The 25,275-nt window shown below is 60.2% G+C and carries 32 protein-coding genes and 2 tRNA genes; 11 read left to right on the top strand and 23 right to left on the bottom strand.

All coding sequences use genetic code 11. From position 1 onward, the window contains the following. Positions 1 to 19 precede the first annotated feature (19 nt). The 3 genes from HMPREF2943_RS00165 to HMPREF2943_RS00155 are packed head-to-tail and all read left to right on the top strand — an operon-like array spanning position 20 to position 1,766. Positions 20 to 895 carry a plasmid pRiA4b ORF-3 family protein gene (locus tag HMPREF2943_RS00165; protein WP_070710445.1) on the top strand — a complete coding sequence of 292 codons (876 nt, stop codon included), beginning with the start codon at positions 20 to 22 and terminating at the stop codon, positions 893 to 895. A 32-nt stretch (positions 896 to 927) separates the two neighbouring features. Further along, the gene (locus HMPREF2943_RS00160; RefSeq protein WP_070710443.1) at positions 928 to 1,317 is read left to right on the top strand and encodes a GtrA family protein; all 390 of its coding nucleotides are present in this window, start codon (positions 928 to 930) and stop codon (positions 1,315 to 1,317) included. A gap of 2 nt (positions 1,318 to 1,319) precedes the next feature. Then, entirely contained in the window at positions 1,320 to 1,766 is a 447-nt protein-coding gene (locus HMPREF2943_RS00155; protein WP_070644679.1) for a GtrA family protein, read from the top strand. On the opposite strand, the gene HMPREF2943_RS00150 is transcribed toward HMPREF2943_RS00155, so the two are convergent. The 3 genes from HMPREF2943_RS00150 to HMPREF2943_RS00140 form a co-directional block, all read right to left on the bottom strand. Continuing rightward, the gene (locus tag HMPREF2943_RS00150) at positions 1,763 to 2,668 is read right to left on the bottom strand and encodes a galactofuranosyltransferase GlfT1 (RefSeq protein WP_070444354.1); all 906 of its coding nucleotides are present in this window, start codon (positions 2,666 to 2,668) and stop codon (positions 1,763 to 1,765) included. The genes HMPREF2943_RS00155 and HMPREF2943_RS00150 overlap by 4 nt on opposite strands. A gap of 60 nt (positions 2,669 to 2,728) precedes the next feature. Continuing rightward, positions 2,729 to 3,178, bottom strand: a complete 450-nt coding sequence (locus HMPREF2943_RS00145; RefSeq protein ID WP_070710441.1) for a hypothetical protein — start codon at positions 3,176 to 3,178, stop codon at positions 2,729 to 2,731. A 148-nt stretch (positions 3,179 to 3,326) separates the two neighbouring features. Continuing rightward, positions 3,327 to 3,725, bottom strand: coding sequence for a hypothetical protein (locus HMPREF2943_RS00140; protein WP_070444350.1), 399 nt, complete (start codon positions 3,723 to 3,725; stop codon positions 3,327 to 3,329). 187 nt (positions 3,726 to 3,912) lie between these two features. Here HMPREF2943_RS00140 and HMPREF2943_RS00135 point away from each other — a divergent pair, with 187 nt between their 5' ends. Continuing rightward, positions 3,913 to 4,518, top strand: coding sequence for a GNAT family N-acetyltransferase (locus tag HMPREF2943_RS00135; protein WP_070444348.1), 606 nt, complete (start codon positions 3,913 to 3,915; stop codon positions 4,516 to 4,518). Positions 4,519 to 4,581: 63 nt separating this feature from the next. Beyond that, a complete protein-coding gene (locus HMPREF2943_RS00130; RefSeq protein WP_070710439.1) occupies positions 4,582 to 5,472 on the top strand; it encodes a Fic family protein in 891 nt (296 codons plus the stop codon). Here HMPREF2943_RS00130 and HMPREF2943_RS00125 read toward each other — a convergent pair. Beyond that, the gene (locus tag HMPREF2943_RS00125) at positions 5,469 to 6,266 is read right to left on the bottom strand and encodes a galactan export ABC transporter ATP-binding subunit Wzt/RfbE (RefSeq protein WP_070710437.1); all 798 of its coding nucleotides are present in this window, start codon (positions 6,264 to 6,266) and stop codon (positions 5,469 to 5,471) included. The two genes, HMPREF2943_RS00130 and HMPREF2943_RS00125, sit on opposite strands and share 4 nt — an antisense overlap. A 12-nt stretch (positions 6,267 to 6,278) precedes the next feature. After that, on the bottom strand, positions 6,279 to 7,130 hold the full coding sequence (locus HMPREF2943_RS00120) for a galactan export ABC transporter permease subunit Wzm/RfbD (protein ID WP_070444741.1): 852 nt from the start codon (positions 7,128 to 7,130) through the stop codon (positions 6,279 to 6,281). A gap of 195 nt (positions 7,131 to 7,325) precedes the next feature. Between HMPREF2943_RS00120 and HMPREF2943_RS00115 the strand changes: the two genes are divergently transcribed. Next, a complete protein-coding gene (locus HMPREF2943_RS00115; RefSeq protein WP_070710435.1) occupies positions 7,326 to 8,537 on the top strand; it encodes an aminotransferase class V-fold PLP-dependent enzyme in 1,212 nt (403 codons plus the stop codon). Here the strand turns inward: HMPREF2943_RS00115 and HMPREF2943_RS00110 are convergent. Beyond that, on the bottom strand, positions 8,534 to 9,490 hold the full coding sequence (locus tag HMPREF2943_RS00110) for an NAD(P)H-quinone oxidoreductase (protein ID WP_070710433.1): 957 nt from the start codon (positions 9,488 to 9,490) through the stop codon (positions 8,534 to 8,536). The genes HMPREF2943_RS00115 and HMPREF2943_RS00110 overlap by 4 nt on opposite strands. 15 nt (positions 9,491 to 9,505) lie before the next feature. Beyond that, positions 9,506 to 10,402, bottom strand: a complete 897-nt coding sequence (locus HMPREF2943_RS00105) for an NAD(P)/FAD-dependent oxidoreductase (protein ID WP_070710431.1) — start codon at positions 10,400 to 10,402, stop codon at positions 9,506 to 9,508. Between the two features lie 146 nt (positions 10,403 to 10,548). Between HMPREF2943_RS00105 and HMPREF2943_RS00100 the strand changes: the two genes are divergently transcribed. Continuing rightward, positions 10,549 to 10,636: transfer RNA gene (locus HMPREF2943_RS00100), tRNA-Ser, on the top strand. 352 nt (positions 10,637 to 10,988) lie between these two features. Continuing rightward, a complete protein-coding gene (locus HMPREF2943_RS12440; RefSeq protein WP_168163677.1) occupies positions 10,989 to 11,129 on the top strand; it encodes a type II toxin-antitoxin system Phd/YefM family antitoxin in 141 nt (46 codons plus the stop codon). A 79-nt stretch (positions 11,130 to 11,208) separates the two neighbouring features. On the opposite strand, the gene HMPREF2943_RS12060 is transcribed toward HMPREF2943_RS12440, so the two are convergent. From HMPREF2943_RS12060 to HMPREF2943_RS00050, 10 genes are all read right to left on the bottom strand, one after another. Next, on the bottom strand, positions 11,209 to 11,478 hold the full coding sequence (locus HMPREF2943_RS12060; protein ID WP_083308526.1) for a type II toxin-antitoxin system RelE family toxin: 270 nt from the start codon (positions 11,476 to 11,478) through the stop codon (positions 11,209 to 11,211). 9 nt (positions 11,479 to 11,487) lie between these two features. Beyond that, a complete protein-coding gene (locus tag HMPREF2943_RS00090) occupies positions 11,488 to 11,742 on the bottom strand; it encodes a type II toxin-antitoxin system Phd/YefM family antitoxin (RefSeq protein WP_371325752.1) in 255 nt (84 codons plus the stop codon). Positions 11,743 to 11,799: 57 nt separating this feature from the next. After that, a complete protein-coding gene (locus HMPREF2943_RS00085) occupies positions 11,800 to 12,555 on the bottom strand; it encodes an NAD-dependent deacylase (protein WP_070710429.1) in 756 nt (251 codons plus the stop codon). A 4-nt stretch (positions 12,556 to 12,559) separates the two neighbouring features. Beyond that, positions 12,560 to 13,291, bottom strand: a complete 732-nt coding sequence (locus tag HMPREF2943_RS00080; protein ID WP_070710427.1) for a DUF1648 domain-containing protein — start codon at positions 13,289 to 13,291, stop codon at positions 12,560 to 12,562. 437 nt (positions 13,292 to 13,728) lie between these two features. Then, the gene (locus tag HMPREF2943_RS00075) at positions 13,729 to 14,811 is read right to left on the bottom strand and encodes a ThiF family adenylyltransferase (protein ID WP_246817235.1); all 1,083 of its coding nucleotides are present in this window, start codon (positions 14,809 to 14,811) and stop codon (positions 13,729 to 13,731) included. A gap of 21 nt (positions 14,812 to 14,832) precedes the next feature. After that, positions 14,833 to 15,048, bottom strand: a complete 216-nt coding sequence (locus tag HMPREF2943_RS00070) for a hypothetical protein (RefSeq protein ID WP_070444330.1) — start codon at positions 15,046 to 15,048, stop codon at positions 14,833 to 14,835. Between the two features lie 66 nt (positions 15,049 to 15,114). Beyond that, positions 15,115 to 16,116 (bottom strand): hypothetical protein, encoded by a 1,002-nt coding sequence (locus HMPREF2943_RS12325; RefSeq protein WP_141756066.1) that lies wholly within the window; start codon positions 16,114 to 16,116, stop codon positions 15,115 to 15,117. Between the two features lie 216 nt (positions 16,117 to 16,332). Continuing rightward, positions 16,333 to 16,752 carry a molybdenum cofactor biosynthesis protein MoaE gene (locus tag HMPREF2943_RS00060; protein ID WP_070710425.1) on the bottom strand — a complete coding sequence of 140 codons (420 nt, stop codon included), beginning with the start codon at positions 16,750 to 16,752 and terminating at the stop codon, positions 16,333 to 16,335. Beyond that, positions 16,742 to 17,212: a MogA/MoaB family molybdenum cofactor biosynthesis protein gene (locus HMPREF2943_RS00055; RefSeq protein WP_070710423.1), complete on the bottom strand. Its 471-nt coding sequence runs from the start codon at positions 17,210 to 17,212 to the stop codon at positions 16,742 to 16,744. The genes HMPREF2943_RS00060 and HMPREF2943_RS00055 overlap by 11 nt, the downstream gene beginning before the upstream one ends. Continuing rightward, complete coding sequence (locus tag HMPREF2943_RS00050; protein WP_070710421.1) at positions 17,209 to 18,360, bottom strand: molybdopterin molybdotransferase MoeA; 1,152 nt, start codon at positions 18,358 to 18,360, stop codon at positions 17,209 to 17,211. Before HMPREF2943_RS00050 ends, HMPREF2943_RS00055 begins: the two co-directional genes overlap by 4 nt. A 40-nt stretch (positions 18,361 to 18,400) precedes the next feature. On the opposite strand from HMPREF2943_RS00050, the gene HMPREF2943_RS00045 reads away from it, so the two are divergent. Beyond that, positions 18,401 to 18,655, top strand: a complete 255-nt coding sequence (locus HMPREF2943_RS00045; RefSeq protein WP_070710521.1) for a MoaD/ThiS family protein — start codon at positions 18,401 to 18,403, stop codon at positions 18,653 to 18,655. Here the strand turns inward: HMPREF2943_RS00045 and HMPREF2943_RS00040 are convergent. From HMPREF2943_RS00040 to HMPREF2943_RS00025, 4 genes are read right to left on the bottom strand one after another with little or no spacing between them, the layout of a single operon-like run. Further along, positions 18,652 to 19,023 (bottom strand): phage holin family protein, encoded by a 372-nt coding sequence (locus HMPREF2943_RS00040; protein ID WP_070645473.1) that lies wholly within the window; start codon positions 19,021 to 19,023, stop codon positions 18,652 to 18,654. The two genes, HMPREF2943_RS00045 and HMPREF2943_RS00040, sit on opposite strands and share 4 nt — an antisense overlap. Positions 19,024 to 19,044: 21 nt before the next feature. Further along, positions 19,045 to 20,103 (bottom strand): histidinol-phosphate transaminase, encoded by a 1,059-nt coding sequence (gene hisC / locus HMPREF2943_RS00035; RefSeq protein WP_070710419.1) that lies wholly within the window; start codon positions 20,101 to 20,103, stop codon positions 19,045 to 19,047. A gap of 10 nt (positions 20,104 to 20,113) precedes the next feature. Beyond that, positions 20,114 to 21,787 carry an alpha-keto acid decarboxylase family protein gene (locus tag HMPREF2943_RS00030; RefSeq protein WP_070710417.1) on the bottom strand — a complete coding sequence of 558 codons (1,674 nt, stop codon included), beginning with the start codon at positions 21,785 to 21,787 and terminating at the stop codon, positions 20,114 to 20,116. Between the two features lie 13 nt (positions 21,788 to 21,800). Further along, the gene (locus HMPREF2943_RS00025; RefSeq protein ID WP_083313821.1) at positions 21,801 to 23,198 is read right to left on the bottom strand and encodes an amino acid permease; all 1,398 of its coding nucleotides are present in this window, start codon (positions 23,196 to 23,198) and stop codon (positions 21,801 to 21,803) included. A 113-nt stretch (positions 23,199 to 23,311) separates the two neighbouring features. Between HMPREF2943_RS00025 and HMPREF2943_RS00020 the strand changes: the two genes are divergently transcribed. Next, complete coding sequence (locus HMPREF2943_RS00020; RefSeq protein ID WP_070710415.1) at positions 23,312 to 24,466, top strand: PucR family transcriptional regulator; 1,155 nt, start codon at positions 23,312 to 23,314, stop codon at positions 24,464 to 24,466. Between the two features lie 45 nt (positions 24,467 to 24,511). Next, a tRNA-Ser gene (locus HMPREF2943_RS00015) sits at positions 24,512 to 24,600 on the top strand. A 60-nt stretch (positions 24,601 to 24,660) separates the two neighbouring features. Here the strand turns inward: HMPREF2943_RS00015 and HMPREF2943_RS12055 are convergent. Next, positions 24,661 to 25,089 carry a TA system VapC family ribonuclease toxin gene (locus HMPREF2943_RS12055; protein WP_083276414.1) on the bottom strand — a complete coding sequence of 143 codons (429 nt, stop codon included), beginning with the start codon at positions 25,087 to 25,089 and terminating at the stop codon, positions 24,661 to 24,663. After that, positions 25,076 to 25,275 (bottom strand): hypothetical protein (locus HMPREF2943_RS00010; protein WP_070710412.1); only part of this gene is annotated, 200 nt, incomplete at its 5' end. The genes HMPREF2943_RS12055 and HMPREF2943_RS00010, both read right to left, overlap by 14 nt.

Raw genomic sequence — 25,275 nt, 5'->3', positions numbered from 1 at the left:
AGTGCGTATGGTGGGGCACATGAGCTCACAGGTCACAGATTTGGCGCAGGTCCGCGCCAAACGTGGTGATTCTGCTCGAACCCTGTTGTGTCAGGTGTCCAACGTCCGCGCGGAAGCCGAGGTGCACCGTCAGATTGGTTTCTCGGACGCACTCACGCTGGAAGAGCTTCATCATATTCTCGAGGTCTGCTTCGGACTGCCTCAAGAGGATTCGCCGTGGCACTTTTTTGAACATACCGATGCCCGCGGCCAACGAATCGATCCGAGCCATACCGTGCGCGAATTCTTAAGCCGCGAAGGCGAGCAGATTGATTATGCCTGGGGGCTGTGGGATTTCGAGATAGTCGTGGTGGAGACCTATCCGCGCGATAACGGCACGCCGGAGGCCCTGTGCGTGGGCGGTTCCGGTTCTTTCCACACACCCTTTGATCTCACCGCCGTGAATGCTGAGCTCACAGGCCAGGAAACGATTGATGAAGTTCTGGATCTTGTGGTTAGTCCCGTCCGCGCGCTCATTGAAAGAACCCGGCTCTATGACTTCGTTCCGCTCCTCCAAGCTTTGGACTTGCATCGCGAAGTCAGCATTGATGCTCGGGCGTACCGCCAGCTGCGTACTCTGCCGCGAGAAGTAACAAACGAAGGCAAGGACGCCTTTTGGTCTATGGCTCTAGCACTGTCCTGCATGGGCGGGCGCGAATTAACCGATTCCGTAGCGGAGACGTCCATGGCCGCGCTGGGGTGGGTTGACGATGATGGCGAGGAGCTACGCGGCCCGGAAATTCGGGAGCTGTGCTCGGCTTCGCTTAAGGTGCTTTCGTCTCTCGGCGCCTATGGTGAAAACGCCGTCGCACCCGTGGACCGTCTGGACATTTACCGCGCCCTTGTCCGCGGGTAGAGTATTTCGCCGTGACTGAACCTACTTCTAGCATGAAGACCCAACTCGTGCGCTTCGTATCCGTCGGTGTTTTCACAGCGGCGATCGATTATGGCCTTACCCTCTTTCTGACGTACCTAGGCCTACACCGTTCCCTGGCGAAGGCGATTGGCTGGGTCTTCGGAACGATTGCGGCGTACATCGCCAACGCACGCTGGACTTTTGGTGCTCAAGTTTCTGGTCGTACAGCCGGTGCCGTGGGATTGCTGTATTTGTCCACCTTCGCCGTGCAAAACTTCCTGTACTGGGTGCTTAACGCCCCGCTGATCAGCTTGGGCTTCGACGGCGCGCTCAAGGACACCATTGCCTTCGTCATTGCACAGGGCGTGGCCACGGTGACTAACTTCGCCATTCAGCGCGCCTTCATCTTCAAAGGAAAGTAATCATGCCCGAACGCCTCTCACGGTCGAATTCCCTGCAGGCGCAGGGCACGAAGTTTGCGATCACGGGGGCCATTGCCGCGCTTATCGACGTCTCTCTGACCTGGCTTTTTCAAATTGGTTTAGCGTTATTCGGCGAAGTAGCCTCGCGGACCGTCGGTTTTGCCGTCGGTACTTTGGTGGCTTACTTGTTGAATCGACGGTGGACCTTCAACGCGCGGGCCTCGAAGCGCCGCTTTGTTGCGGTCTTTGCCACCTACGCCATGACCTATGCGATCAACATTTTGTTGTATCGCTGGGCCTTTCCCTTCTTTGACCACACGCTGGACTGGCCTTCGTCCTGGGCACTGGCGGTGGCTTTCGTCATTGCCCAGGGCACGGCAACGCTGATTAATTTCTTTGTGCAGCGGTGGCTGATTTTCCGCAGCACGCGCAAGTCCTTTGAGTTTTAGGGCCGGCGGAAGTCTTCTTTGCGTCCGCGGTTGTGCAGGCGCAGCCATTCCATGAATCCCTTGACGTCATGCTGCTGGACTAGGAAGAACCAGCCGAAACGTGCGAATTCCTGTGGTAGCAACTTGCGCATGCCGCGCTGCCACAGAAGGTAGCCGCGGTTGCGGTAGGTAAAGAAGCGCTTGAACTCGCCTTCCGGGTATTGCGTGTGCATTTTTCCGCCGAGGATGGGCTTGAACTCATCGGAGCCATCCGGATGCAGGTAGCTGGTGGTCAGCGCAGTGCCGAAGTTTAAACCCGAGTTGACCAGGCGGCGGTGATATTCCACCTCATCACCACGGATGAACAGGCGGTAGTCTGGGACGCCGATGATCTCCATGGCCTCGGCGGAGATGAGTGCGCCGTTGAAGAGGGAGGCAATGCCGGGCAGAAAGTCACCCTCCAGCTCGCTCATGTAGCGCCGCCACACCAGGCCCTGGCGCAGTGGGAAAGCCAGCTTGGCAGGCTCATCGATATTGCACACGGCGGGGGAGACTTCGTGGAGTGCGTTGTTTTCCGCAACTCGGTAGAGCTCCTCTAGCACGTGGTGGTCGGCTGGGCGGCCATCATCATCCGCGCACCACACCGCGTCCGCGCCGAGGGCCAACGCCGTCAGGAAGCCCAACGCGAAGCCTCCCGCACCGCCAAGGTTGGTTTCAGAAGGCACGTAGACGCCGCGCTCGCCGGCCAGTTCGTGGAGGAGCTCCTCTACTGCTGCCTCCGCACCGTTATCCACCACGATCACCCACTGCACTGGGTGCGTTTGGTTCACCACCTGCTCAAGGGAGGCGCGCAGCAGCTCCACGCGCTGGTGGGTGACGATCACAGCGGCCGTCGTACCGGCCTGGGACAAGGTGGCAGTCATGGGTTCTATTGTGCCACCCGCCTGTGGCGCTCAGGTGCGTGACATGGAGGTGGCAAAGGTTTAGGCGTTGAAGCCCGGAACCTTGATGAATCCGGAGTTCACAGCGTTGACCACTCCAGCAATGAGGCCGAGCACAATCGCGGCGATGGAGGTGCCAACGAGGATCTCAGCGGTGGTGCCCACCGGGTATTCCTTGGCGGTGTCATTTTTCAGGGAAGACATGGCAACATCCTTGGCGGAGCCGGCAGTCTCTAGGCCTTCCTTGATTTCTTCAGGGGTGCTGCTGCCTTCCTTGCTGCTGATAGCCTCAGCGCCCTTCTCGATGCCGTAATCCACGGAGGAGGCGAAGCCATCGCCACCGACGGCTTCCTTGAGTCCTTGCGTAAAGATGTAGCCAAGGACCTCGGCCTCGGAGACCTCAGAAGAACCCTTATCAGCGGCGGTAGCCGGGGCGATGGACAGGGACAGTGCGGTAGCGGCAGCAACGGCAGCGGCGGGGAAACGCTTCATGGAGGTTCTCCTTGGAAGAAAGGTAGAGAAAGTGAAGAGGTAGTGAAAGTGTAGAAAGTGCCCATGCAAAAGTAGGCGATAGCGAAAAGCTCCAGCCCTCAAAGGACTGGAGCTAGAAGTTCAAAGCTAAAAGCTTGATACGTTCAGATTAGAACGGAAGGGAAACGCCCGGGATGAGGCCGTTCTGAACTGCGGTGTAAGCAGCGCCGAGGACGGCAGCGGCGATGCCAACGCCCCAGAGGATGTCAGCGGTGGTGCCCAGAGCGTAGCCGTTCTTGGCGTCGTTCTCCCAAGAAGACTTGTTGAAGTCAACATGAGCCTTAGCAGAGCCGCGAGCTGCGTCAGAGTCCATATCCTTGATGGCATCCGAGCTGATCTTGGCAGATCCCTCGTGGGGTTCGGAGACGCCGTTTACGCCTGCGACGATGCCAGCGCCGACGAGGGTGCCGAGGTCTTCCCAATCGCCTTCGGTCTGTGCAGAGGCAACACCAGTGGACAGGGACAGTGCGGTAGCAGCGGCTACAACGCCAGCGGCGAAACGCTTCATGATAGGGCTCCTTAGGGTTAAGAGAGAACAGTGCCTGTGATTCAGGCTCGCGACGATTTTAACTTGAAAGGATCTGAGAAAAGAAGCAAATAGAAAAAGTTTCTTTCGTGATTCACCCATACAGGGGGTATGCATATTTCCAGTGCATGAGACTAAAGGTGAGTTCTACGCAAAGTACAGTTATCTCATGACCGTGAGAAGCGTTGAAGAAATGTGGGCTCCTTTTCGGGTTTCCATCCACGTGGGTGAGCTGAGTCTGCGGGTGCTGCGCGATAGTGACATCGCCGCCATTCATGGGGTTAGCGCCGCTGAGATTTTCGGCGAGCCGCTTCCGGAGTACACGTTCCCGTGGTTGAAGCAGAAGCCTGATCCGAGTTTCCGGTGGGCGCATCGCGCACAGATGTCCCCGGAAGAATGGTCGCTCGACTTCGGCGTACATCTTGATGGTGAAGTCATTGGCTCAGTGGATCTGCGGGCCAAGAGCTTTGCTGACAATGGTGAGGTGGAAACGGGGTCGTGGATTTACCACCGCCTTCAGGGCCGCGGGATGGGTACGCAGGTTCGTCACGCCGCTGCGGTCTTCTGTTTTGATTACCTGGGCGCACGCCGGTTGCGCTCGGAGTGGGAGCCGGGGAACGCGGCTTCCCAGGCTGTATCGCGCAAGCTGGGCTACACCATCGAAGGCAACAAGGCCGTGTTGCGCAAGGAGGATTACCAGCCGGGGCCTGAAGTAGCTGTGGCCGGGATGAGTGAGGAACTGCGCGCGATGTTGGGAGCCAACTTCGCAGTTTGAGGAATAAATCGTGAAAATGGGAGAGTTTCCACTCAATTTCACGGAAACTTGTAGAATGTTGGCATGCTTAACGCGCGGTCCGCCTCAAAAATCGACGCTCTTCTTGATCGGTATGCGGCGTTGCGGGAGGACGCCCCCGAGGCCGTCGCGGAGATAGCACGCGCAGAAGTGGCGGAGTCGGTGTATAACTCGAACGCCATTGAGAATTCCACGCTGACTTTGGAGGAGACCGAGAACATCTTGGCGGGGTTTACCGCTAGGCCGCACGATTTACGAGAAGTTTTTGAAGCCAAAAACCTGGCGGACGTGACTGAGGAACTTATTCGGGGCGTCGGTAAGCTCGATGCAAACCTCATTCTGCGACTGCATCGTATGTTGCTTCGCGGCATCAATGACGACTGGGCGGGGCGCTTTCGTCGAAGGGGGGAGTGGGTTCGCGTGGGCGCTCATATGGGAGCCAACCCTGAATACGTGGACAGGCTGGTGGACACAGCCATTGCCGAATACTACGAGGACACTAACTTCTTTGTTGACCGAATCGCGCGGTTCCACGCGGAATTTGAAACCATCCATCCTTTTTCAGACGGCAATGGGCGCATCGGGCGCGTCATTATCAATCAACAACTCTTAGAGCTAGGGGCGCCGCCCATCATCATTCCGAACAAGGGAAAAGAGCGCCACTACTACCCAGTGTTCCGTGGCTACCCGGTGAGTGGGGACTTTTCTGCATTGAGCACACTTATCGCGCGGCAACTCGTCGAGTCCTTGCACAAGCGCATCACGCTGCTGACCGCGCCGAGGGTAATTCGCCTGTCGGAATGGGCAAAGGTTAACGGTGTCTCTGGGTCCGTCGCCGCCAATAAGGCGGCGCGGGGTACCATTCCGGCCTTCCGACAGCGTGGAACGTGGATGATTGACGCGCAATATGTCAACGAGGCAGGTAGCAGGGGCTAAACGTTCTCCTCGTTATCGAAGCGCTTACGCAGATCCCGCACGTACTGGCCCACCTTAGGGCCTTCGTACTCGCCGACGACGTCGGAGACCTCGCCCACCGAGCGGATCTGGCCGTGGTCGATCCATAGGGCGGTATCGCACAGCTGGGCCAGGAAGTCATTGGAGTGGGAAGCAAAGACCAGGATGCCGGAGCGCTTCACCAGGTCCTGAAGGCGGACGCGGGCCTTGGCCATGAAAGCAGCGTCGACGGCGCCGATGCCTTCGTCGAGAAGCAGGATCTCTGGCTCAATGGAGGTCACCACGCCCAGCGCTAGGCGCACGCGCATACCAGTGGAGTAGGTGCGCAGCGGCATGGAGAGGTAATCACCCAGCTCAGAGAACTCCGCGATCTCATCCATCTTGGCCTTCATCTGCTTGATGGTCTGGCCCAAGAAGAGGCCGCGGATGATGATGTTGTCGTAGCCGGAGACCTCTGGGTCCATGCCCACGCCGAGGTCGAAGACGGGGGCGACGCGCCCACGGACGTCGGCAGCACCGCGCGTGGGTTCGTAGATGCCGGAGAGCAGGCGCAGCAGAGTGGTTTTGCCCGCGCCGTTGTGGCCGACGAGGCCCACCCGGTCACCTTCGCGCAGGTGGAGGTTGATGTCTTTGAGCGCTTCCACCATGACCACGTTCTGGTCATTCTTGCCAATGGAGCCACCGGCCGTGGAGAGCATCGCCTTCTTGAGAGAACGGGACTTGGCATCAAAGATGGGAAAGTCCACGCAAGCGTTATACGTATCAATGGAAACCATGGACGATCCTTTCTAGACCCAGTAGGAGACGCGGAAGCGCCACTGGCGCATGGCCAGGCCGGCGATGAGCAGGCCGGCGACGGTACAGCCGATGACGATGAGCCAGTGATAACCGGCGACGGGCTCGCCGATCATAGGGGCGCGGATGATCTCCATGTAGTGGTAGAGCGGGTTGATCTCAGCGATGCGCGCGCGGCTGGCCACGGCACCTCCCTGCTCCTTCAGGGTGTTGGTCATCCACACGATCGGCGTGACGTAGAAAAGCAGCTGGGTCAGAGCCTCCAGCAGCGGGGCAACGTCACGGAAGCGGGTGGCGATGATGCCGAAGAACATGGCTACCCACACGCCGTTAACCAGGAAGAGTCCTAGCGCCGGGATGAACAGGAAGAACTCCCAGCCCAAGTGGCGCGGGAAGATAAGAATGAGCAGCAGCCAGATGATGAGGTTGTGGCCCAAGAAGAGGGTTTGCCGCCAGACTAGGCGGTAGACGTGCACCGACAGTGGTGCGGGCAGCTGTTTGATCAGGCCCTCGTTGTCGATGAAGACTGTCGAGCCTTCCTTAATGGCGCCCGAAATGAAGTTCCACATAATCAAGCCCACGGTCACGTGGGGCAGGAATTCTGCAACCGGGATCTGGAAGAGCATGGAATACAGCAGGCCCAGGGCCGCGGCCATCACGCCGGTTGCGATGGTGATCCAGAAAGGACCCAGCACCGAACGGCGGTAGCGCTGCTTGATGTCTTGGATGCCCAGCTTGAACCACAGCTCGCGCTGGCGCGCGCCTTGCAACAGATCGGCGAAAGCCGCCGACATGGTCATGGAACGCGAGGCCGGCTCCTCGCCGGGTGCAGGCGCGGAGGTCATGCGGGCGACGTCGTCACGCAGGTTTTTCTTGTCTTGCACGTCCTTCACCCTAGCGCGCACCTCCGCCAAACACCTACACACACGCCCTTAACCTGGGAAAACACGAGCGAGCTGGGAAAATCGAGGGTTAGGAAAGATTTACGTGGGGCGTATAGAGTAGGGAGTCGATCGGACGATTCGAGGAAGGGTTGAAGCATGACGGAACAGTATGACGTCGCCAGCGTGCGAGGTCTTTACACTGGTCTGTCCGATGGTTGGACCTACCTGAACGCGCACGCCGCGTCGCAGATTGCAGAACGCGTGGCCTCTGGCGTTGCCCGTTCTTTCCGTATGTCCGCCACGGTGAAACCGCTGGAGGATGCCGTGGGCGCGCACTCGGCGCACCACGACCCCGGAGAGCTCCACGCGGCGGACATGTATGCTTCCGCGCGCCGGGCAGTGGCGGATCTCACGGGGGCGACGGCGGAACGGGTCATCCTGGGCCCGTCGCTGCCGGTGCTGTATCAGGCTTTGGGCGTTGCACTGCGCCCGCTGTTGCGCCGACAGTCTTCGGTGGTGCTCTCCCGTTTTGATTCTCCGGAGTTTACGAGCGCGTTCGCACACCTGGGTACTGATATTCGGTGGGCGCAGCCGGATTTGGGAACTGGCGAGCTTCCGGCATTCCAATACGCTGATCTGGTGGATGGCTCTACACGTTTTGTCGCCTTTTCTGCCGCCCACGAGCTGCTGGGCACTGTAACACCGGCCGCGGAGATCATCGATGCGGTCCATGAGCGTTCGCGCGCCTGGGTGCTTGTCGACGTCTCCTCGATCGCCCCCTACCGTCTCCTCGACTTTGATGCGATTGGGGCGGATATCCTCGGCGTGGATGTGGGTGCTCTCGGTGGCCCGCAGATGGCAGCGCTGGTCTTCCGCGATACCGCGATGTTCCGTCGCCTCGATGAGCTTGTCGTTGGCCCGGTTTCCGCGGGCTTGGCGGGTGGCGTTGGCCCCCTAGTGGATCATGTGGCGGAACTCGCCGGCGGGGAGCGCGGTTCGCGCCGCGTGCGCCTGACGCGTTCGATGCAAGCCCTCGCGGGATATATGGAGGATCTCACCGGGGACCTCTACAGTCTGTTGGGCACGCTGCCGGCCGTCCACATCCTTGGTGTGACGGGGGAAGCGGCAGCCGACGCCTCCGATGACCGCCTCCCGCGCCTGACCTTCGCCGTGCGCGATGTGCCTGCGGACGTGATCCACCGCCGCCTCTTCGATAATGGGTTGGTGACTACCATCGCCCCGCACACCCCACTGCTTACGGAGATGGGTGTGGAGGAGGTTGGCGGTGCCGTTACGGTTTCGCTGAGTCCGTTTAGCACCTATCACGACGTCGAGCACCTCACCCGCGTGGTCGCGTCTTTGGCTTAGACCTCGAGGACGAGCTTGCCCGTGACCTCGCCGGAGTCGAGGGCTTTGTGGGCTTCGGCGGCGCGAGCAAGCGCATACGTCGCGTGCAGGTGGTGCTTGACGCTGCCGTTCTCTAGCCAGGGCCAGACATTTTTGACGGTGTCCGCAACGATGGCGGCCTTGCCCTCCAACGAGCGGGAGCGCAGCGTGGTGCCCTGCAGGGTCAGGCGCTTGTTGAGGAGGATGGCCATGTTGAGCTCGGCCTTCGTGCCACCCTGCATTCCGATGGTGACCATGTGGCCGCCCTTAGCCAGCGCGATGAGGTTCTTCTTGAGGTACTTCGCGCCCATGATGTCGAGGATGACATCGCACTGGTTCTTCAGTTCCTCGGCGAAGTCCTGTTCGTTGTAGTTGATGAGGATGTCCGCGCCGAGTTCCTTGCAGGTCTCGAGTTTTTCGTCCGAGCCAGCCGTCACCGCGACGGTGGCGCCGAGGTTTTTCGCCACCTGGATGGCGAAGGTGCCGATACCTCCCGCGCCGCCGTGGATGAGGATGGTTTGGCCCTTGTTTAGTTTCGCCTCCATCGCGATATTGGACCACACGGTGCAGGCCACTTCGATGACGGAGGCGGCCTCGGCAAAGGAATAGCCGTTGGGGATGGGCAGCAGTTGGCCCTTGGGTACGGCGACGTATTCGGCATAGCCGCCGCCGGCCAGTAGCGCGCCGACCTTGGAGCCAACCGCGACGTCGGTGTCGCCTGCGTCGACGACTTCACCGGCGACTTCGAGGCCGATAATCTCCGAAGCACCCGGCGGCGGCGGGTAGTGCCCGCGGGCCTGGAGCAGGTCGGCGCGGTTTACGCCGGCGGCTTTGACTTTAACGAGGACTTCGCCGGCAGCTAGTTCTGGTGTGGCGACATCCCCCAACTCCAGCGAGTGCGGGTCGTCCAGATTGGTCTGAATGATGGCTTTCATGCCACACCACCGTACTTAAATCCAATCATCCTCGACCAGGAAGGCATTGACCGCGATGGCTGCGGCGTTGGCTTCGCCCATCGCTACCGCGACCTGTGCCGGTGGGTTGACCACGTTGCCCACCGCCCAGATGCGCGGGTGGCTGGTGGCACCGGCGAGGCCCGTTTTGATCAGGCTGCCGCCCATGCCCGACGGCGGGCTGTGGCGGTCAAGGTTGAGGTCAGCGAGAAACTCATCGTGCGGGTGAGGGACAGGCATGTAGAACAGTGCATCGACGGCATGGGTTGTGCTCCCAACCAGGACTTTTCCGTCCTGGAAGGCGGTGACGGGGCCGTCGACAAGCGCAATGCCCCGCCGGGTCAGGTCAGCGCGCTGTTCCTCGGTGAGCTTCATGCCGTTGGTGAAGAAGGTGATGTCCTTGGACCACTGGCGCAGGAGCGCTGCATGGTGCAGGGAGAACTCGCCGATGCAGAGAACACCGAGCTTCTTGTCGGCGACCTCGAACCCGTGGCAGTAAGGGCAGTGGAGGACTGTATCTGCCCAGTTTTCTTCGAGTCCCGGGATGTTTGGATGTACGTCGTCCACACCGCTGGCGACGATGATGGAGCGGGCCGCGACGGTATCTCCATTACTCAATGTGGCGGTGAGTGTTCGGTCATTATCGGTGACGGAATCCACGGTGGTGTTGACGATCTGTACGCCGTAGTTGCGCAGCTGCTCCTTACCGCGCTCCTGGAACTCGAGTGGTGGTGTGCCCTCGAGGGCGATGACACCATGGATTTCGTGGGCGAAGCGATTGCGGGGAGTGGTGGAATCAACAACGAGGACACTGCGGCGGGCGCGGACCATGACCAGTGCTGCCTGAAGGCCGGCCGCGCCACTGCCGATGATGAGGGTATCGACTGTCTGCATAGGCCCGAGTAAACCAGAGCAAGGTATATGCGGCAATGGCTTTCAGTAGGTTGCGCTTTGCACAACGTGATGAGGCGAATTCTTCTCCCGCGGCGGAGTCTAGTACTCTGAACGTGTTGCGCGCGGTGCATGCTGACGCGTGACGAGGAGGCGTGGCAGAGCGGCCGAATGCACTGGTCTTGAAAACCAGCGTGGGGAAACTCACCGCGGGTTCAAATCCCGCCGCCTCCGCCAATTGTTTTGGGGGTCATTTGTAGCGGCTTTGCTTCTGTCCCATGCGGCTGTAACGAAGCTCAGAACGCATCCTGCCAGTAGGAATCCGCTAATTTGCAGGTGGGTGGCCGAGTTTCCGCCGCCGCCAGCCACGACGAGGAAAATCGAAAATGCAATCGCGACAAGGCAGTGGATGACCAACCGGCTATGCGCTCCAAGGTGGCATTGCGGCCAAGCTTTCTCGATAGCCCAGCTCACTGCTGCGAGAATGACATAAAAGACGATTCCCGCTAAGGCTCCTGGAACTAGGTAGAGCATGGATTCATCTCCTCTCGGGGGGAATAATGGTTGTGGTAAGGAAGGCGGTTTCGTGATGTCAGAGGATAACTATTCGGCGTGGGTAGAGACTGATTATCTTTTCGGCTCCCCAGTCAATGCTCGCCGGCTATTGGAGTCTTACGAGCAAGTGCTAGACGGAAAGGCTAAGGAGCACGACATCGATCTAGCTGTGTAAGAACTATCTTCCGATCGAAGTGGAGTATTCACCTTCTGGCAGGGTGGAACCGGTTTTGTTTATCTGAGAGGAATTTTACCTATTTCCGGTAAACATCTCGTCGGTGAGCAATGCGCAGGACGAGCACCACGAGTTTTCCGTCTAAGATTTCATAAACTACGCGATAGTGTCCGACTCGAATTCTGTACAGGTCGTCTGAGGCTCTTAGCTTCTTTACTCCATCAGGGCGAGGGGTAACGGCCAAGTCTTCGATTGCAGCAAGTAGTCGCCTCTGTGTCGGTCTGTCGAGCTTGCGTAATTCCTTGGCTGCGGATGCTTTATAGGTGATTCGATAAGTGGAGTTAGCCATAGAAGGCGATTAGGTGAGTCCGAGTTCTTTTTTGAGGTCTTCGTGTGAAATCTCTGCGGCTTCTCCTCGGGCAATCTCAGCGGCCTGAACATCCTCACGATCTTCCAGTGCTTCGACTGCGCGGGCGAAAAATGAAGGAGAGACGACAAAAGCGCGAATCCGGCTTCCACGACTAGTGATGGCGACGGGCGTGTGCTGTGCCTCTTCAAGAATTTGGCTTTGGGATTGGCGAAACTGGCTGGATGCCACTGACATCGTTTTCATACAACGAATGTACATCTTGTACATTTTGGTGGGCAAGGGTCGCGGGATTTCTGGTTGCTACTCGTCTTTGCCATCGATCCGCCCCGCCAAAATGCGAGGCAGCGCCTCCGCTGCGGTGGCGGTGACCACCACGCTGGCAAGCGGCGAGAGATCCGTGGGCTGCGGGGTGACTTCCACGATGGGGATGCCGCGTGCGTGGGCAATCTGCGGCAGGCCGGCAGCGGGGTAGACCACGCCGGAGGTGCCCACAATGAGCAGCGCGTCCGCGGTGGACATGCGGCGTTCGGCCTCGGCCCATTCGTCGTTGGGCAAAGCCTCACCGAACCACACCACGCCTGGGCGTACGAGCCCGCCGCACACGGGGCACTCGGGTGGAGTGATGCTCTCGACCGGTTCCTTCGGCAGCGCAATGTCCTCGTCGTACGGTGTATCGCAGTCGGTGCAGCGGAAGGCGAATAGGGAGCCGTGTAGGTGGACCACGTCCTGGCTTCCGGCGCGCTCGTGCAGGTTATCGATATTTTGCGTGGTCACCGTCATGCCGCGTGCGGCAGCAATCGCGCGGTGCCCGGCGTTGGGTTCGGCCCGCTGCGCCAGCTGGGCGCGCCACAGGTACCAGGCGAACATGGGCTTTGGTTCATTACGCCATGCGCTTATCGACGCCATCGCGACCGGATCCACGTTCTCCCAGATGCCCGTCTGCGCATCGCGGTATGTGGCGATGCCGCTATCCGCACTCATACCCGCGCCGGTGAACACCTCAACGTGGGTGGCATCAGAAAGAATCGAGTGTGCGCGCTCAAACAGGTGCTCCATGCATCTAGAGTACGGCGATGAGCACGCAGAATGCTATGGATACGAGAAGGGCAATGCCCATGCGCCACAGGTAGCGCCGTCCCGGTTCGTGGGCGGTGTTGATCTGCAGCTTCGAAGGATTCGTGGAAAAGACTGCCATGCACATCGGGTCTTTAGGTTCTTTGTAGACTCCCATGCCACCGGCAAAGCGGAGTGCTTCGTTGCGAACCTGTTCATCATCGTCGGTTGGTATGGCTTTCACGGCCTTCGCAGATGTCAGCGTCAATCGGACGCCTTGAATCATGATGAACAGGGTGAAGGCTATCCACGCGGCCACGAGGAGAAAGCCCGAGAAGGGGATGTCCGGTACAACCGTGCAGACCGCGGTGAGGCACACGCAGGTCGTCATGGAGAGGACTGTCTGAGCGATGAACGTGGCGGTCTTTTCAGCGAGCAGCTCCGCGCGCTGTGCGGTGGCCTCGGAGAAAGGAAGCGCTGACTCCGCCGGAACCCGTGTTGTCTTTCGCGCCAGCGAGACCGGTGGCACGCACAGCGGCAGTGCAATGGCGAAGACAACGCCGATCCACACCAAGGCGGTGGCGTTGAAGAAAGACTTGGGTTCGAAGCGGTCCGGGTTGCCCGAGCCATCGAAGTGGACCGGGATGGGATCAGGCACCGAATCCCAGCGCAGCAGCATGTACACCAGCGTGAGAGCACATACGATAGCGGTGGCGACGTAATACTGGCGGCTTCTCATGGCAGTGAGCTTACAAGGTTGCCTGTTGTTGGTTGCGCTGCGGGAGTCGGATTCTTACATGGTTCCAGTCATAAGGTTCGCTTGGGGGCAAGTAAACCATCTGCGCCTAGGTAGATGGTTCGTTTGGGTGCAAACAAACCAGCTGACTAGAACCTGGTGAAGGGAACCTTTTGTGGGGCAAGTAGTGCGGACTCTTGGGGCTGATTGGTCGATGAAGGGGAGCTGTAAATGGTCCCTTCAAATTGGTCTCTTTACTTTGGTCCTTTCACTGAGCAAAAGGACCATCTGGGCGCAGGAAACTGACGGTAAAAGGTCCCTTTGCGGTGAGTAGGGACCAGAGTATGGGGACCAAACTAAAGGGACCATGTGGCAGGGGTGTCGAGAAGGTGACGCTGCCGGCTACGGGGTTAGAAAATCTCATAGCGAGCGGCGCGAAGCTAGTCGTCCAGGTCCTGCTCGGCCTCTAGGTCATCCAGAGAGATGGTCTCCACTTCGCCGCGATGCGCGGTAGCGGCTTCGGACTCAAGCTCAGAAATGTGTTCTTGCCAGGCATCGATGCCGCCGCGCAGCGAGTAGACGTTGCTGAAGCCACGGGCGCGCAGGGCCTCGACTGCTTGGGAGGAGCGCAGGCCGCTGGCGCAGTAGAGGACGGCGAGGTCGGCGGGGTCTAGGGGCGGGTTGTGGCCGGCGAGGATGTCATCGAGCGGAAGATGCTGCGAGCCGGGGATGAGGGAGGGAGCGCGTTCGGGGGCGGTGCGGACGTCGATAAGCGTGGCGTCCTCAGGGATCTCGCGGACGTCGGTGGGGTTGTCGGGGCGCGCCGGGGTGGCGCCGTTCGCGCGCACGGGGATGTATTCCCAGGTCCCGACGAGGGAATCGTAGTAGCCCAGCGTACCGATGAGCGGGGTGCCGATGCCGGTGAGGAGCTTAAGCGCCTCCACGGCTAGGGCGGAGCCGGCCACGCCGACGACCGGTCCCATCACGCCGGCCTGTGAGCAGGAGGGTACCTGCGGGTCGGTGGGGAAGAGGTCCTCGTAGACCGGGCCGTGGCCGGAGTGGAAGACGGTGAGCTGCGCGTCGTATCCCAGCAGCGATGCCCACACGTGCGGAATGCCCAGCTCATGGGCGGCCCAGGAGGCCAGGTGGCGGGAGTAGAAGTTATCGGTGCCGTCGATGATGAGGTCAGCGCCGCGCAGTTGCTCCAAGGCGGTATCGGGTGTGAGGCGTGAGAACTGCTCGACGGTGCACTCTGGGTTGAGGGCGTTCAAGGCCGCGGCGGCGGATTCGGTTTTGGGCTGGCCTACGGTTGCTGTGCTGTGGATGACTTGGCGGTGCAGGTTGGAGAGGGAGACGGTGTCGTCGTCGAAAAGCAGGATGCGCCCCACGCCTGCGCCTGCCAGGTAGAGAAGGGCAGGCGAGCCCAAGCCACCGGCGCCGATGACGGCGACGGTTGAAGCGTGAAGCCGTTGCTGAGTGGAGGTTCCCCAGAGAGCTTCCTGACGTGCGTAGCGTGAACTCATTCTGAAGTGCTCCGAGTTTTCCTAGACTTTTGCCTTGATTTCTATTGTTTCCTGCAGTGGATTCTGATTAAAGAATTCGGTTTCAATCCCGGTTGGTGTCGATATTCTAAGCTCTGGCGGAATCGTGCTTCGTCCTACCTCGACGCTCACTCGAACGTCATGCACGCCCTTGATGGCCACCAGTGTGTTGACCTTGATGACGAGTTCATCTTTGTCAGAAATGTCGGCTAGGCGCATCAGCCAGGCAGTGGACTTGCGATTTCCATGCGAGGTAAAGAGCAGAAAATAAAGCTCTTCTAGGCATTATTCCGTCCGTTTATCGAAAGGGTAAATAGACATCGGAATTGTGTATGCACCTTTTGCAGTACCACCTTGCATAAGCTGGCTAAGCTTCGCGATATGCGCGCCATCCTTATCCGCAGCTGGGTCTTTGAATGTAAAAGAATGTACGCGAAGCTCCTCAGCACCTTCAATCGGCTGAGTCACGATATATAGATTTCCGCCGTCGATAGTTGCAGATACAGGACGGCGATCTGCGCCGATTAGCGGTTCAGTTTCTTTAACTTCCTGACGCTCGAGATCAAGTGCCACGATCGTTCCTCGACTCGTAAAGTACGACACGCTTCCTTCTTCGTAGCGAGAGGACCTATTTACGCCTGGTATCGGCAGCCTTTCGATATTTCCTTCGTGTTTTAAAGTTGGTTTTTCATTCGAGGTACCAACCGAGACAACATACGCACCACCAGTATCGTCAGGAAAAGAAATATATGATTTTTCTTTCCCGCACCCAAGAGCAGAGAAGTATTCGGATGCGACTGTTCCGGCAGGTATATCAAGGCGAGATTCAGACAACAACCCGTCGACTCCCATACGCACAAGCGTTAAACCGCTTCCGTCATCTTCATCACGTTCTATCCAGACAGCTTTTTCATCAGTACAAGCCCTTAACGCGACTGGTCTCCTATCGCGAGTTACCGTGCTTGTAGATTCCTTAGTTGCGAGCACTATGCGGCTCGCATACGGACTATCGCTCATGCCTTCGTTAAAAACAAACACTGCTGCTTTATTGTCCACAGAACCAGCAGAAGCTGTTTGGGTCGGTAGACCTAAACCTGCGAGAGGTTTCTCAGATTGTTTGCGAAAATCTGAATCAAAGACAACCAATTGATCCTTATCTGGAGCCACATACCCTTCACCGAGCCTCTCCATCGAAGGGTTATACACCGATGCAAGTTCAGCGAGAGAGTCCACCTCATCAGTGCTCGTTCCAAAAACATAATTGTGATTATTTACGGAAGGAGTCACAGAGACAGCCCTAGCGATCCCGCCCCATTCCCAAGTGGCAAAAGATTTCGATGTCTGTGAACGCTCTTGCGCGCACGAAGAAACGACAAGTGCACAGACGCCTAGAGCGCAAACCGCTAGGAGTTTTCGAAGTAGTGCTATGAGCATTGCGCTTTCACTTTCTGGATCTAAGCCCATTTCCCGTCCGTACCGAATTCCGACAGTGCATACAACTGTTTATTCCAGGCCTACCCACGTGGTGGTGTCATCGGTATGCAGCTGTTCCTTCCAGATGGGGACTTCCGCCTTGACGCGGTCGGCGCAGGTCGAAGCAGCCTCGAAGGCGTCCTTGCGGTGCGCGGAGGCGGCGGCGACGAGGAAGGCGGACTCGCCAATTTCTAGTGGGCCAGTACGGTGTGCGCACCAGAGGCGCACGGTGGGGAAGGCAGCAGCGACTTCAGCGGCCACGCGCTCGATTTCCTGCTGGGCTGAGGGATGCGCGGTGTAGGTCAGGAGTTTCACACCCCGGCCGGAGTCGTGGTTGCGCACGATGCCGTCGAATAAAACGACGGCGCCGGTTTCAGCGGTGGCGATGTCGGGGGCTGAGATAGGCTCAGCGCTGATGTGGGCGCCGAGTAAGCCGAAGTTAGTGCTCATTGATGCCTTCCAGCTGGTTGATGATGTGGTTAAGTACCGGTTCGAGGACCGCGCAGCCGTCCTTGGCAGCGCCCGTCGAGCCGGGCAGGGCCATGGCGAAGGTTTTGTGCGATACGCCAGCAACGGTACGCGAGAGTGCCGCGGTGGGAATGGTGGTCGAGTGCGCGTAGAAGGCGTGGGCCAGGCCGGGGAGCTCGCGCTCGAGGTGTGGGGCGAGTGCTTCGACGGTGCGGTCATCCGGTGTGATGCCGGTGCCGCCGGAAGTGAGGATGACGGAGGGAGATTCGGTGAAGGCAGTGGCCAGGGCGGAGTCGATGTCGGCGTCCGCGACGACGACAGGCTCCGGGGTATCGAAGCCCTGTTCACGCAGGAAGTTCACCAAGATGGGTCCGGAACGGTCCTCGTACTCGCCGGCGGCGGCGCGGGTTGAGGCAACAATAACGAGTGCGCGGCGGGTCATGAGAGCGGGAACACCTCCACGAGGTCGCCGGCTGAAAGCTGCGTGTTAGCCGGGATACGGATGAGGGCGTTAGCGCCGATGGCCTGGGACATTAGGTGGGAGCTGGTGCCGCCGAGGAAGGAGGCGTGGGCTGTGCCATCGGAAATACTGATAGTTCCACGGCGGAACTGCTCGCGGTTGTTGAGTCCGTCTGCGGATTCAACAAGGTGCGCGCGAACCGGCTCTGAGGCATGGCCAAGGACGGGTGCCAAATAGAGGCGGAAGCTCACCAGCGTGGAGATGGGGTTGCCGGGAAAGCAGACTACGGGGACGTCGCCAAGGCGGGACAGGCCCTGCGGGCCACCCGGCTGTTGCGCCACGTGGCCGAACCAGCCGTCTTCTTCGAAGATTTGGCGGATGACCTCGAATTTTCCATGGGAGATGCCACCGGAGGTGACGATGACATCGGGGCGGTGGGTAATGACTGCTTCGGCGAGGTCCGCGCGCAGGGCAGAAGGATCGTCGTTCGTGCGCACGAAGCCAGCCACGTCGATGCCATACTGCCTGGCCAAAGCTGCGAGCATTGGCGCATTGGAATCGGGGATGGTGGCCCCACCTTCGCCACCTATTTCAGCGCCACCGGTACAGATGAGGATGCGGGCGGGCGCGACGGTGAGGACCTCGGTCAGGCCCTGGGAGGCGAGGGTGGCGATGGAGGGGGCGTCGAGAAGCGCGTGCTCGTTGATGAGCGTTGTGCCTGCCTTGACGTCGGAGCCCGCGCGGCGGATGAACTGCTCAGGGGCTGCCGGCACCGTGACCGTGGCGCCTTCCTCCGGGAAGCGTGGGGGCTCGCAGTGCTCGACGGGGACGATGGTGACGGTGCCCTCGGGGATTTTCGCGCCGGTCATGATGGGCAGGGCGGTGCCTTGCTCGAGCGAGCCCGGGGGATCCCCCGCCGCGATAGTGCGGCCGACGGTGAAGGTTCCACCGTCTGTGGTGGGCAGCGCATAGCCATCCATCTGTGAATTATCGAAAGGCGGCAGGTTGTGTTCGGCGCGGTACGTCGCGGCGGCGCGTCGGCCGAAGGCGCTGTTCAGGGGAGTGGACACCACCCGGGGTTGCGGAAGGGCCGCGCGAACGGCGGCGAGGTGTTCCTCATAGGTGCGCATCAGGTTCCTTCCTGTCACGGAGGCTGGCATAGTGGCAACCATGGTTGACATACGCTACTTTGCCGCAGCCCGCGCCGCCGCGGGGCGCGCGCAGGACACAGCGCAGGCAGCGACGCTGGGGGAGTTGCTCGACGTGTTGCGTGCTCGGCATACCGGCAGCACCGAGGCCGGAATGAGCTTCGCGGAGGTGCTGGAGCGCTGCACCTTCCTGGTGGATGGTGCGAGCGCTACCGAGGACGCCGTGCTTGCCGACGCCTCCCGCGTCGACGTCCTCCCGCCTTTCGCTGGGGGTTAGTGTCGAGTTCGCAGCGGGCTGGTGAAGAAGTTCACCACGCCGGAAACGATCGCGAGAACAATCGCGCCGATGATGGCGGCGCCCCAGCCGTCGATGACGAGTGAATCCATCAGCGCGCTGACGAGGAGCAGGACCGCGCCGTTGATGACGAGCGCGAAGAGGCCCAGGGTGAGGCAGGTCAGCGGGGCGCCGAGGAAGCGGAGCACCGGGGTGACGACCTCATTGACGATGATGAAGACCGCCGCGATGAGCAGGAAATTCTGGGTGCTAGCGGGGACGATGTCGATTCCGGGGACAATCGCCACCACGGCCCAGAAGGCCACCGCGACGGCAATGACGTTGAGTGCAAAATTGATAAATGTCTTCACAACTGCACTCTAACGCGGAAACTACTCCTCTGCAGCGAAGGCAGCGTCCCAGGCTTTAAGCAGGATGTCGGTTTCCTCAGCTGTGGTGACGGAAATGCGCACGCCCTCAGGGAAGGCGCGGACGAGAACGTCATTCTCGGCAAGCTGTGCAGCAACGTCCTGCGGGGAGCCCAGCTTCGCAATGGAGTCGGCGGCGAGCCAGATGTGGTTGGCCTGGGATTCCGGCACACCAAAGTCGGCGAAGTGCTCCACCAGGCGGTCGCGCTGCTCCACGGTCTCGTCGGTGCGCTCACGCAGCTCCTTCTGGGCGGCCAGCGAGGCCACAGCGCCAGCTTGTGCCACCGAGTTCACGGAGAACGGGATGGCCACCTTGCTTAGCGCCTCGATGATCTCGGCGTTGCCGAAGGCATAGCCTAAACGGATGCCGGCCAGGCCATAGGCCTTGGAGAAGGTGCGCAGGCCAATGACGTTGTCGTGAGTGTGGACGTAGTCGGTGGCCAGCGGGACGGCGTCGTTGCGGTTGTACTCGATGTAGGCCTCATCGAGCGCCACGATGACGTCCTTCGGGACCTTGGCCAGGAAGGCGTCGAGCTCCTCCTTGGTGATGATGGAGCCGGTGGGGTTATTCGGGTTGCACACGAAGATCAGGCGGGTCTTGTCCGTGATGGCAGCCGCCATGGCCTCCAAGTCCACGCGGTGATCCGCGGTGAGCGGGACCTTGACCGGGGTAGCGCCCACGACCTGCGCGAAGATGGGATAAGCCTCGAAGGAGCGCCAGGGGAAGACAATCTCATCACCGGGCACCGAGGTGATCTGCACCAGCTGCTGGCAGATGGCGGAGGAACCCGCGCCGCAGGTGACCTGCTCCGGTGTGACGCCGAGGTTTTCGGCGAGCGCCTTGCGGATTTCCACCGCGCCCATATCCGGGTAGCGGTTGACGTGCGCGGCTGCAGCTTCCATGGCCTTGAGCGCGCCGGGCAGCGGCTCCTGAGTTGCCTCATTGGAGGAGAGCTTCAAGGCGTGCTCGGCGTTCTTTCCGGGAACGTAGGCGGGCAGGGAGGAAAGGTCTGGTCGAATCATGTTTTCTACCTTAGGCGTTGCGGGGCCCACGAGGCCCGAAGTCGAAGTCAGCGGTCTGCGGCCCGAAGGCCTGAAGGCCCTTCGGCGCGTCGAAAGCATCAAGGCGCACCTCAAGGAAGGCGCCGCGCTCTGGGTGAGCAGCGATGTCGTCTAGGGCCTTCGCCAGCTCGCCTTCGGTTGAGGCCACGTAGGACTCCATCGTGGTGTCCTTCATGAAGGCCTTCGGCAGAGCCGTGTAATCCCACATCTGGATCTCGTTGTATTCGCGTTCCATGCCCAGGATGTAGCGCTCGATGGTGTATCCATCGTTGTTCACCAACACGATGATGGGCTTCAAGTTCTGGCGCAGGATGGTGGACAGCTCCTGGGCGGTGAGCTGGAAGGAGCCATCACCGATGAAGAGAACATGGCGGCGCTCCGGGTTGGCCAGCTGGGAGCCGAGGACGCACGGCAGGGTAAAGCCGATGGATCCCCAGATGGTGGAGTTGATGTACTGCACGCCCTCGGGCATGCGCTGCTGGCCCAAGCCAATGTTGGAGGTGCCGGCTTCGGCGATGACCACGTCATCGTCCTGGATGAAGCCGAGCATCTGCGGCCAGATGCGCTCCTGGGTCAGCGGGGCATCCGGGTTCGGCTCGAAGGGCTCGGGTTCGAAGGCCGCGCTTGGCGACGCCTCGGCTTCCTGGATGCGGTCGAGGAGGACGTCGAGAAGCTCCAGCGTATTGATGCCCACGAAGAACTCGCCGTCGGCGTTGAGGTGCTGGTCGCCGAAGTTATAGACGCGGGCGTCGGCCAGGTTGTGGGTGAAGGAGCCGGAGTTGACCTCGATGAAGCGCGGGTTCGTGGTGACCAGGAAGTCGGATTTTTCGATGCGTTCCTGCACGCCTGGTGCGGAGGCCGCACCGTTATAGGTGCCGATGAACAGCGGGTGGCGCTCAGACAGGATGGCCTTGCCGGAGGAAAGCTGGGAGTAAGGCAGCTGGGCCTTGTCGATGATGGCGCGGAGCTTCTCCGTGAAACCGTGGCGGTTGGTGTCCTGATCGATGAGGATGATCGGGTCTTTGGCCTTCGCCAAGTGCTCCAGCACGTAGTCCGCGGCAGTGTTCAGGCGCTCCGGATCGGACGGTGCCAGCTTGGTGGAGAAAGGCTCGTCGGGGACCTCGATGGTCAGGTGCGTGATATCGGAAGGAATCTGGATGTGGACCGGGCGCTTCTCGCGCAGGCAGGTATGCAGGGCGCGGTCGAATTCCTCGACCACGTTCATGGGGGACACGCGCGTGGCCACTTCGGTGAAGGGCGCGAAGGAATCGAGCATGTTGGCAAAGTCGCCGTCGGCAAGCGAGTGGTGCAGGTTCCAGCGGAATTCGGTCGCATACTGCGGCGGCGCGCCTGCCAACGACACCAGCGGGACGTGCTCGGCACGTGCGCCCGCAATGCCGTTGAGCGCGGAAAGCTCGCCCACGCCATAGGTGGTGAGCAGGCAGCCCACGCCGCGTTGGCGGGCGTAGCCGTCAGCGGCATAGGCGGCGTTGAGCTCGTTGCAGGCGCCGACGAAGCGGATGCCCTCGGAGGCCTCGATCTGCTCGAGGAAGCTCAGGTTGAAATCACCGGGCACGCCGATGATTTCAGTAATACCGATGGCCTTGAGGCGGTCCAGGATGAAATCACCAATGGTGGTCTGCATGAGAGGGTCCTTTCTATGTGTTTCGTGCGTCGTGGCGCTTCTTCCCCAGCCAGATGAGTGCCAAGGTCACAATCCAACAGGGTAGGACAATGGCACCGGTGCGGTAGTCCGGCAGCATGAACATCAAAGCGATGACGAGGGCGAAGAAGGCCAAGCACAGGTAGTTAGCGATGGGGTAGAGGGGCGCGCGGAAAGCAGCATCCGGGCAGCGTTTGCGGAAGTTCAGGTGAGCTACGGCGATGGCGGACCAGGAGATGAGCTCCGCGCCCACGATGATGGCGAGGAGAACAATCAGGATTTTGCCCTCGAAGAGGAAATTAAGCAGCACGGCAGAACCCATGAGCAGGGAGTTGAAGAGCAGGGCGCGAACCGGCACGCCCTTAGCGCTGACGGAGTTGAAGAAGGGCGGAGCTTGGCCGCCGCGGGAGAGATCCCGCAACATGCGCGCGCCGGAGAAGGTCATGGTGTTGAACACGGAGACGGCGGCGACGAGCACGATGAGGTTGAGGCCCGTGGCGGCAGCCGTGATACCTAGGGTGCTCAGCGCGCGTACGAAGGGTGAGGTGGAAGTATCGAGTTCGTTCCACGGAGCGAGCAGCACGATGATGCCGATGCCGCCGACGTAGAAGATGAGGATGCGCCAGATCACGTTGTTGATGGCCTTGGGCAGGCTTTTAGCGGGATCCTGCGCCTCGCCCGCGGCGGTGCCGATGGAGATGATGCCGCCGAAGGAGAAAATAACAGCGACGAGGGAAAAGAGCACACCGGAGGCACCGTTGGGGAAGAAACCGCCGTGCTCGGTGATATTGCTTAAGCCCAGGGCCGGCTCCGGGGTGAGGCCAAAGATGATGGCCGCGCCGACGACGATCATGAGGATGAGCGCGGCAACCTTGATGAGCGAAAGCCAGAATTCTGCCTCGGCGAAGGCGCCGACGTGCACCAGGTTGATGGCGGTGACGATGACGAGAGCGACGAGGGCGGTGAGCCAGTGCGGGATGCCGGGGAACCAGAAATCCATGATGGTGCCAGCGGCGGTAAGCTCCACCATGCCGACAACGATGGTGGTAAACCACCAGTTCCAACCAGTGACAAAGCCGGCGATGGGGCCGATGTATTCGCGGGCGTAGGCGCTAAAAGAGCCGGCGACGGGGTGCTCCACGGCCATCTCACCGAGCATGCGCATGATGAGGAAGATGATGAAACCGCCGATGGCATAGGCGGCGATAACACCCGGACCGGCCTCCTGGATGGAGGCGCCGGAGCCTAAGAAGAGGCCCGTGCCGATGCACGAGCCAAAAGCGATCATCTGCAGATGGCGCGACTTCATGCCGCGCTGCAGGCCGTCGTCTGTACTGGCGTTGTCGCTGGCGACAACGTCCTGTGCCCTGACGGAATTGTTGGTTGTGGTCATGTAGACGCCCTTCATGAACGTATATCTGTGACGTGAGTCATTGAACTGTAGGAGATTATTGCGCACCACAGTTTTGTTTGTCACTAGACAATATTCGGAAGTATCTTTGACATATGTCAAAAGTGACACCCCCGCAGCTGACGAGCATTCAGGATATCGTCGACGAATGCGCCCAGATCCTGCAGCGCTCCGTCGAGGTGACTACCCCCGCCATCGCGGTGATTGTCGCCAGTGCCCAGATTGGTGCCATCGATAAGAACCGTGCGGCCTCTATTCTTAACCGCACCCCGCCCCCAGAGCCGATCCCGTGGATGTTGAGCTTCGGTATTCAAGAGGCTGTGCTGCCGGTTCGCCTGCCCGCCAACCCGCGCTATGACATGCTGGCCCGCGTAGTCATCCCCCTGCGTCATGAGGATCGGCTCGTGGGCTACCTGTGGATTATTGATGAGCCCGCGCTGGGTGATGCTTCCCTGGTCCGCCTCGGTTCTTTAACGGCTCCGCTAGCCAGGCTTATCGACGAACGCGATGCGCCCCTCGCCGCCCGCGCCCAACAGCTCGGCGAGCTGGCTCGCGAGGTGCTCACCGGTGATCCTGCCGCGCTGGCGGGTGCGCGGGAGCGCGATCTTTTGCCCTCTGATGGCGAGCTGACCGTGCATCGCGTGCTGGTGGAGGGGGATCAGCGCGCGGTGGCCGTGGAACTTGCCCGCCCGTTGGTGCGCCGGCCCTTCTTGGTCGCGGACTCTCATGATTCCCTCGTGCTCGTTGAGTGCCGGCGCGATGACAAGGACACCGAGGCCCTCATGGAGGAGCTACAGAGTGCCGCGCTTGTCGCCGGCGCCGAGGTAGTGGCGCGCGGCTCGGCGCCGACGGCCCCGCAGGCGCGACTCATGGCGGACGTGGCCAAGCTCTGCGGCCAGGATTCACTGCGCTGGGAGGAGGCCGGCGCGTGGCGCCTGCTGCGCGGGTGGGAGCTGACCCCCGCGACGGTGGTGGCGATGAGCCCGGATGCCGCGGTGCTTCTCGACGACCCCCGCAACTCCTACTGGCACACCCTGCTGACCTATTTTGAGCATTCCCGCAACGTTTCTGCGACCGCTAATGCGCTCTACATCCACCGCGCCACGCTGCACTACCGCCTAGACCGCGTGCGTGAGATTCTCGGGCCCGGCGTGCTGGATGACGGCTGGCGTTGCGCGGCTCTCTACGTGGCCCTCAAGCTGCATGCGGCGCTTCAGGGAAAGAATAGGGAAGCCCGATTTTGTCCATAGGGGAAGCGCTCAGGTAGAGTGATGGACGGTTCATTGCGAATCGCTGGAGACGTGCCAGAGCGGCCGAATGGGGCTCCCTGCTAAGGAGTTGACTTACTTGCGTAGGTCCGGAGGTTCAAATCCTCTCGTCTCCGCAAACTACAGAACCCGAGTCATCGTTTCACCGGTGGCTCGGGTTCTGCGTTTTGTTGTTGTCATTCTGGAAGCGGGTGCCAGCGCAGATCTCGGTAGCGGGCAAAGCCCTGATCTTGGCTCAGTAGGGTTGCTTCTTCTTCTATTACGGCCGCAGCTATCCAGGCATCGGGGATGTCGCTGGCTTTAAGTTTGTGCAAGCGCGCCAATTCAGTGAAGGTTGTCCAGGTTCCTGGGCTGGAGCTTAAAAGGGTGCCGTTTGGGGCTTCTAAAATGGTATTGAGTGCAGTCAGCGCTTGCTGGGCGGTAAGTGGTTTGTGAAAAAGCTTGTGGTTCGTCATGACTCGAAGAAAGCCCGTTGCCACAACATCCAGGAGTCCAATTGTTTCATGTCGATTTAGAGCACTACTTAACCATTGTTGAGCGGGTTTATGTTGCGGTGCAGCGGAGTGGAAGGCATAAACGAGAATGTTGACATCAGGAATGATCATCGAGCACCGCCCACACAGCTTCTTTGTCGCTGAGATCAACTAGAGCCGGTCCGCCGCAATCGAAGGAGGGCAGGTTAACGGGGGTGTCTTCGGTACTGATGCGGGATTCCTTCTTGAGGGCAGCGCGGACCGCCTCTTCGACGTATGAGCTCAAAGTGAGGTTACCCTCGTTTAGTGGACACCCTA

The sequence above is a fragment of the Corynebacterium sp. HMSC072D12 genome (genome assembly GCF_001813925.1).
GTDB classification, from domain to species: domain Bacteria; phylum Actinomycetota; class Actinomycetes; order Mycobacteriales; family Mycobacteriaceae; genus Corynebacterium; species Corynebacterium aurimucosum.
Note: the sequence above shows the minus strand (reverse complement) of the source record. Positions and strands in the feature narration are given on the sequence as shown.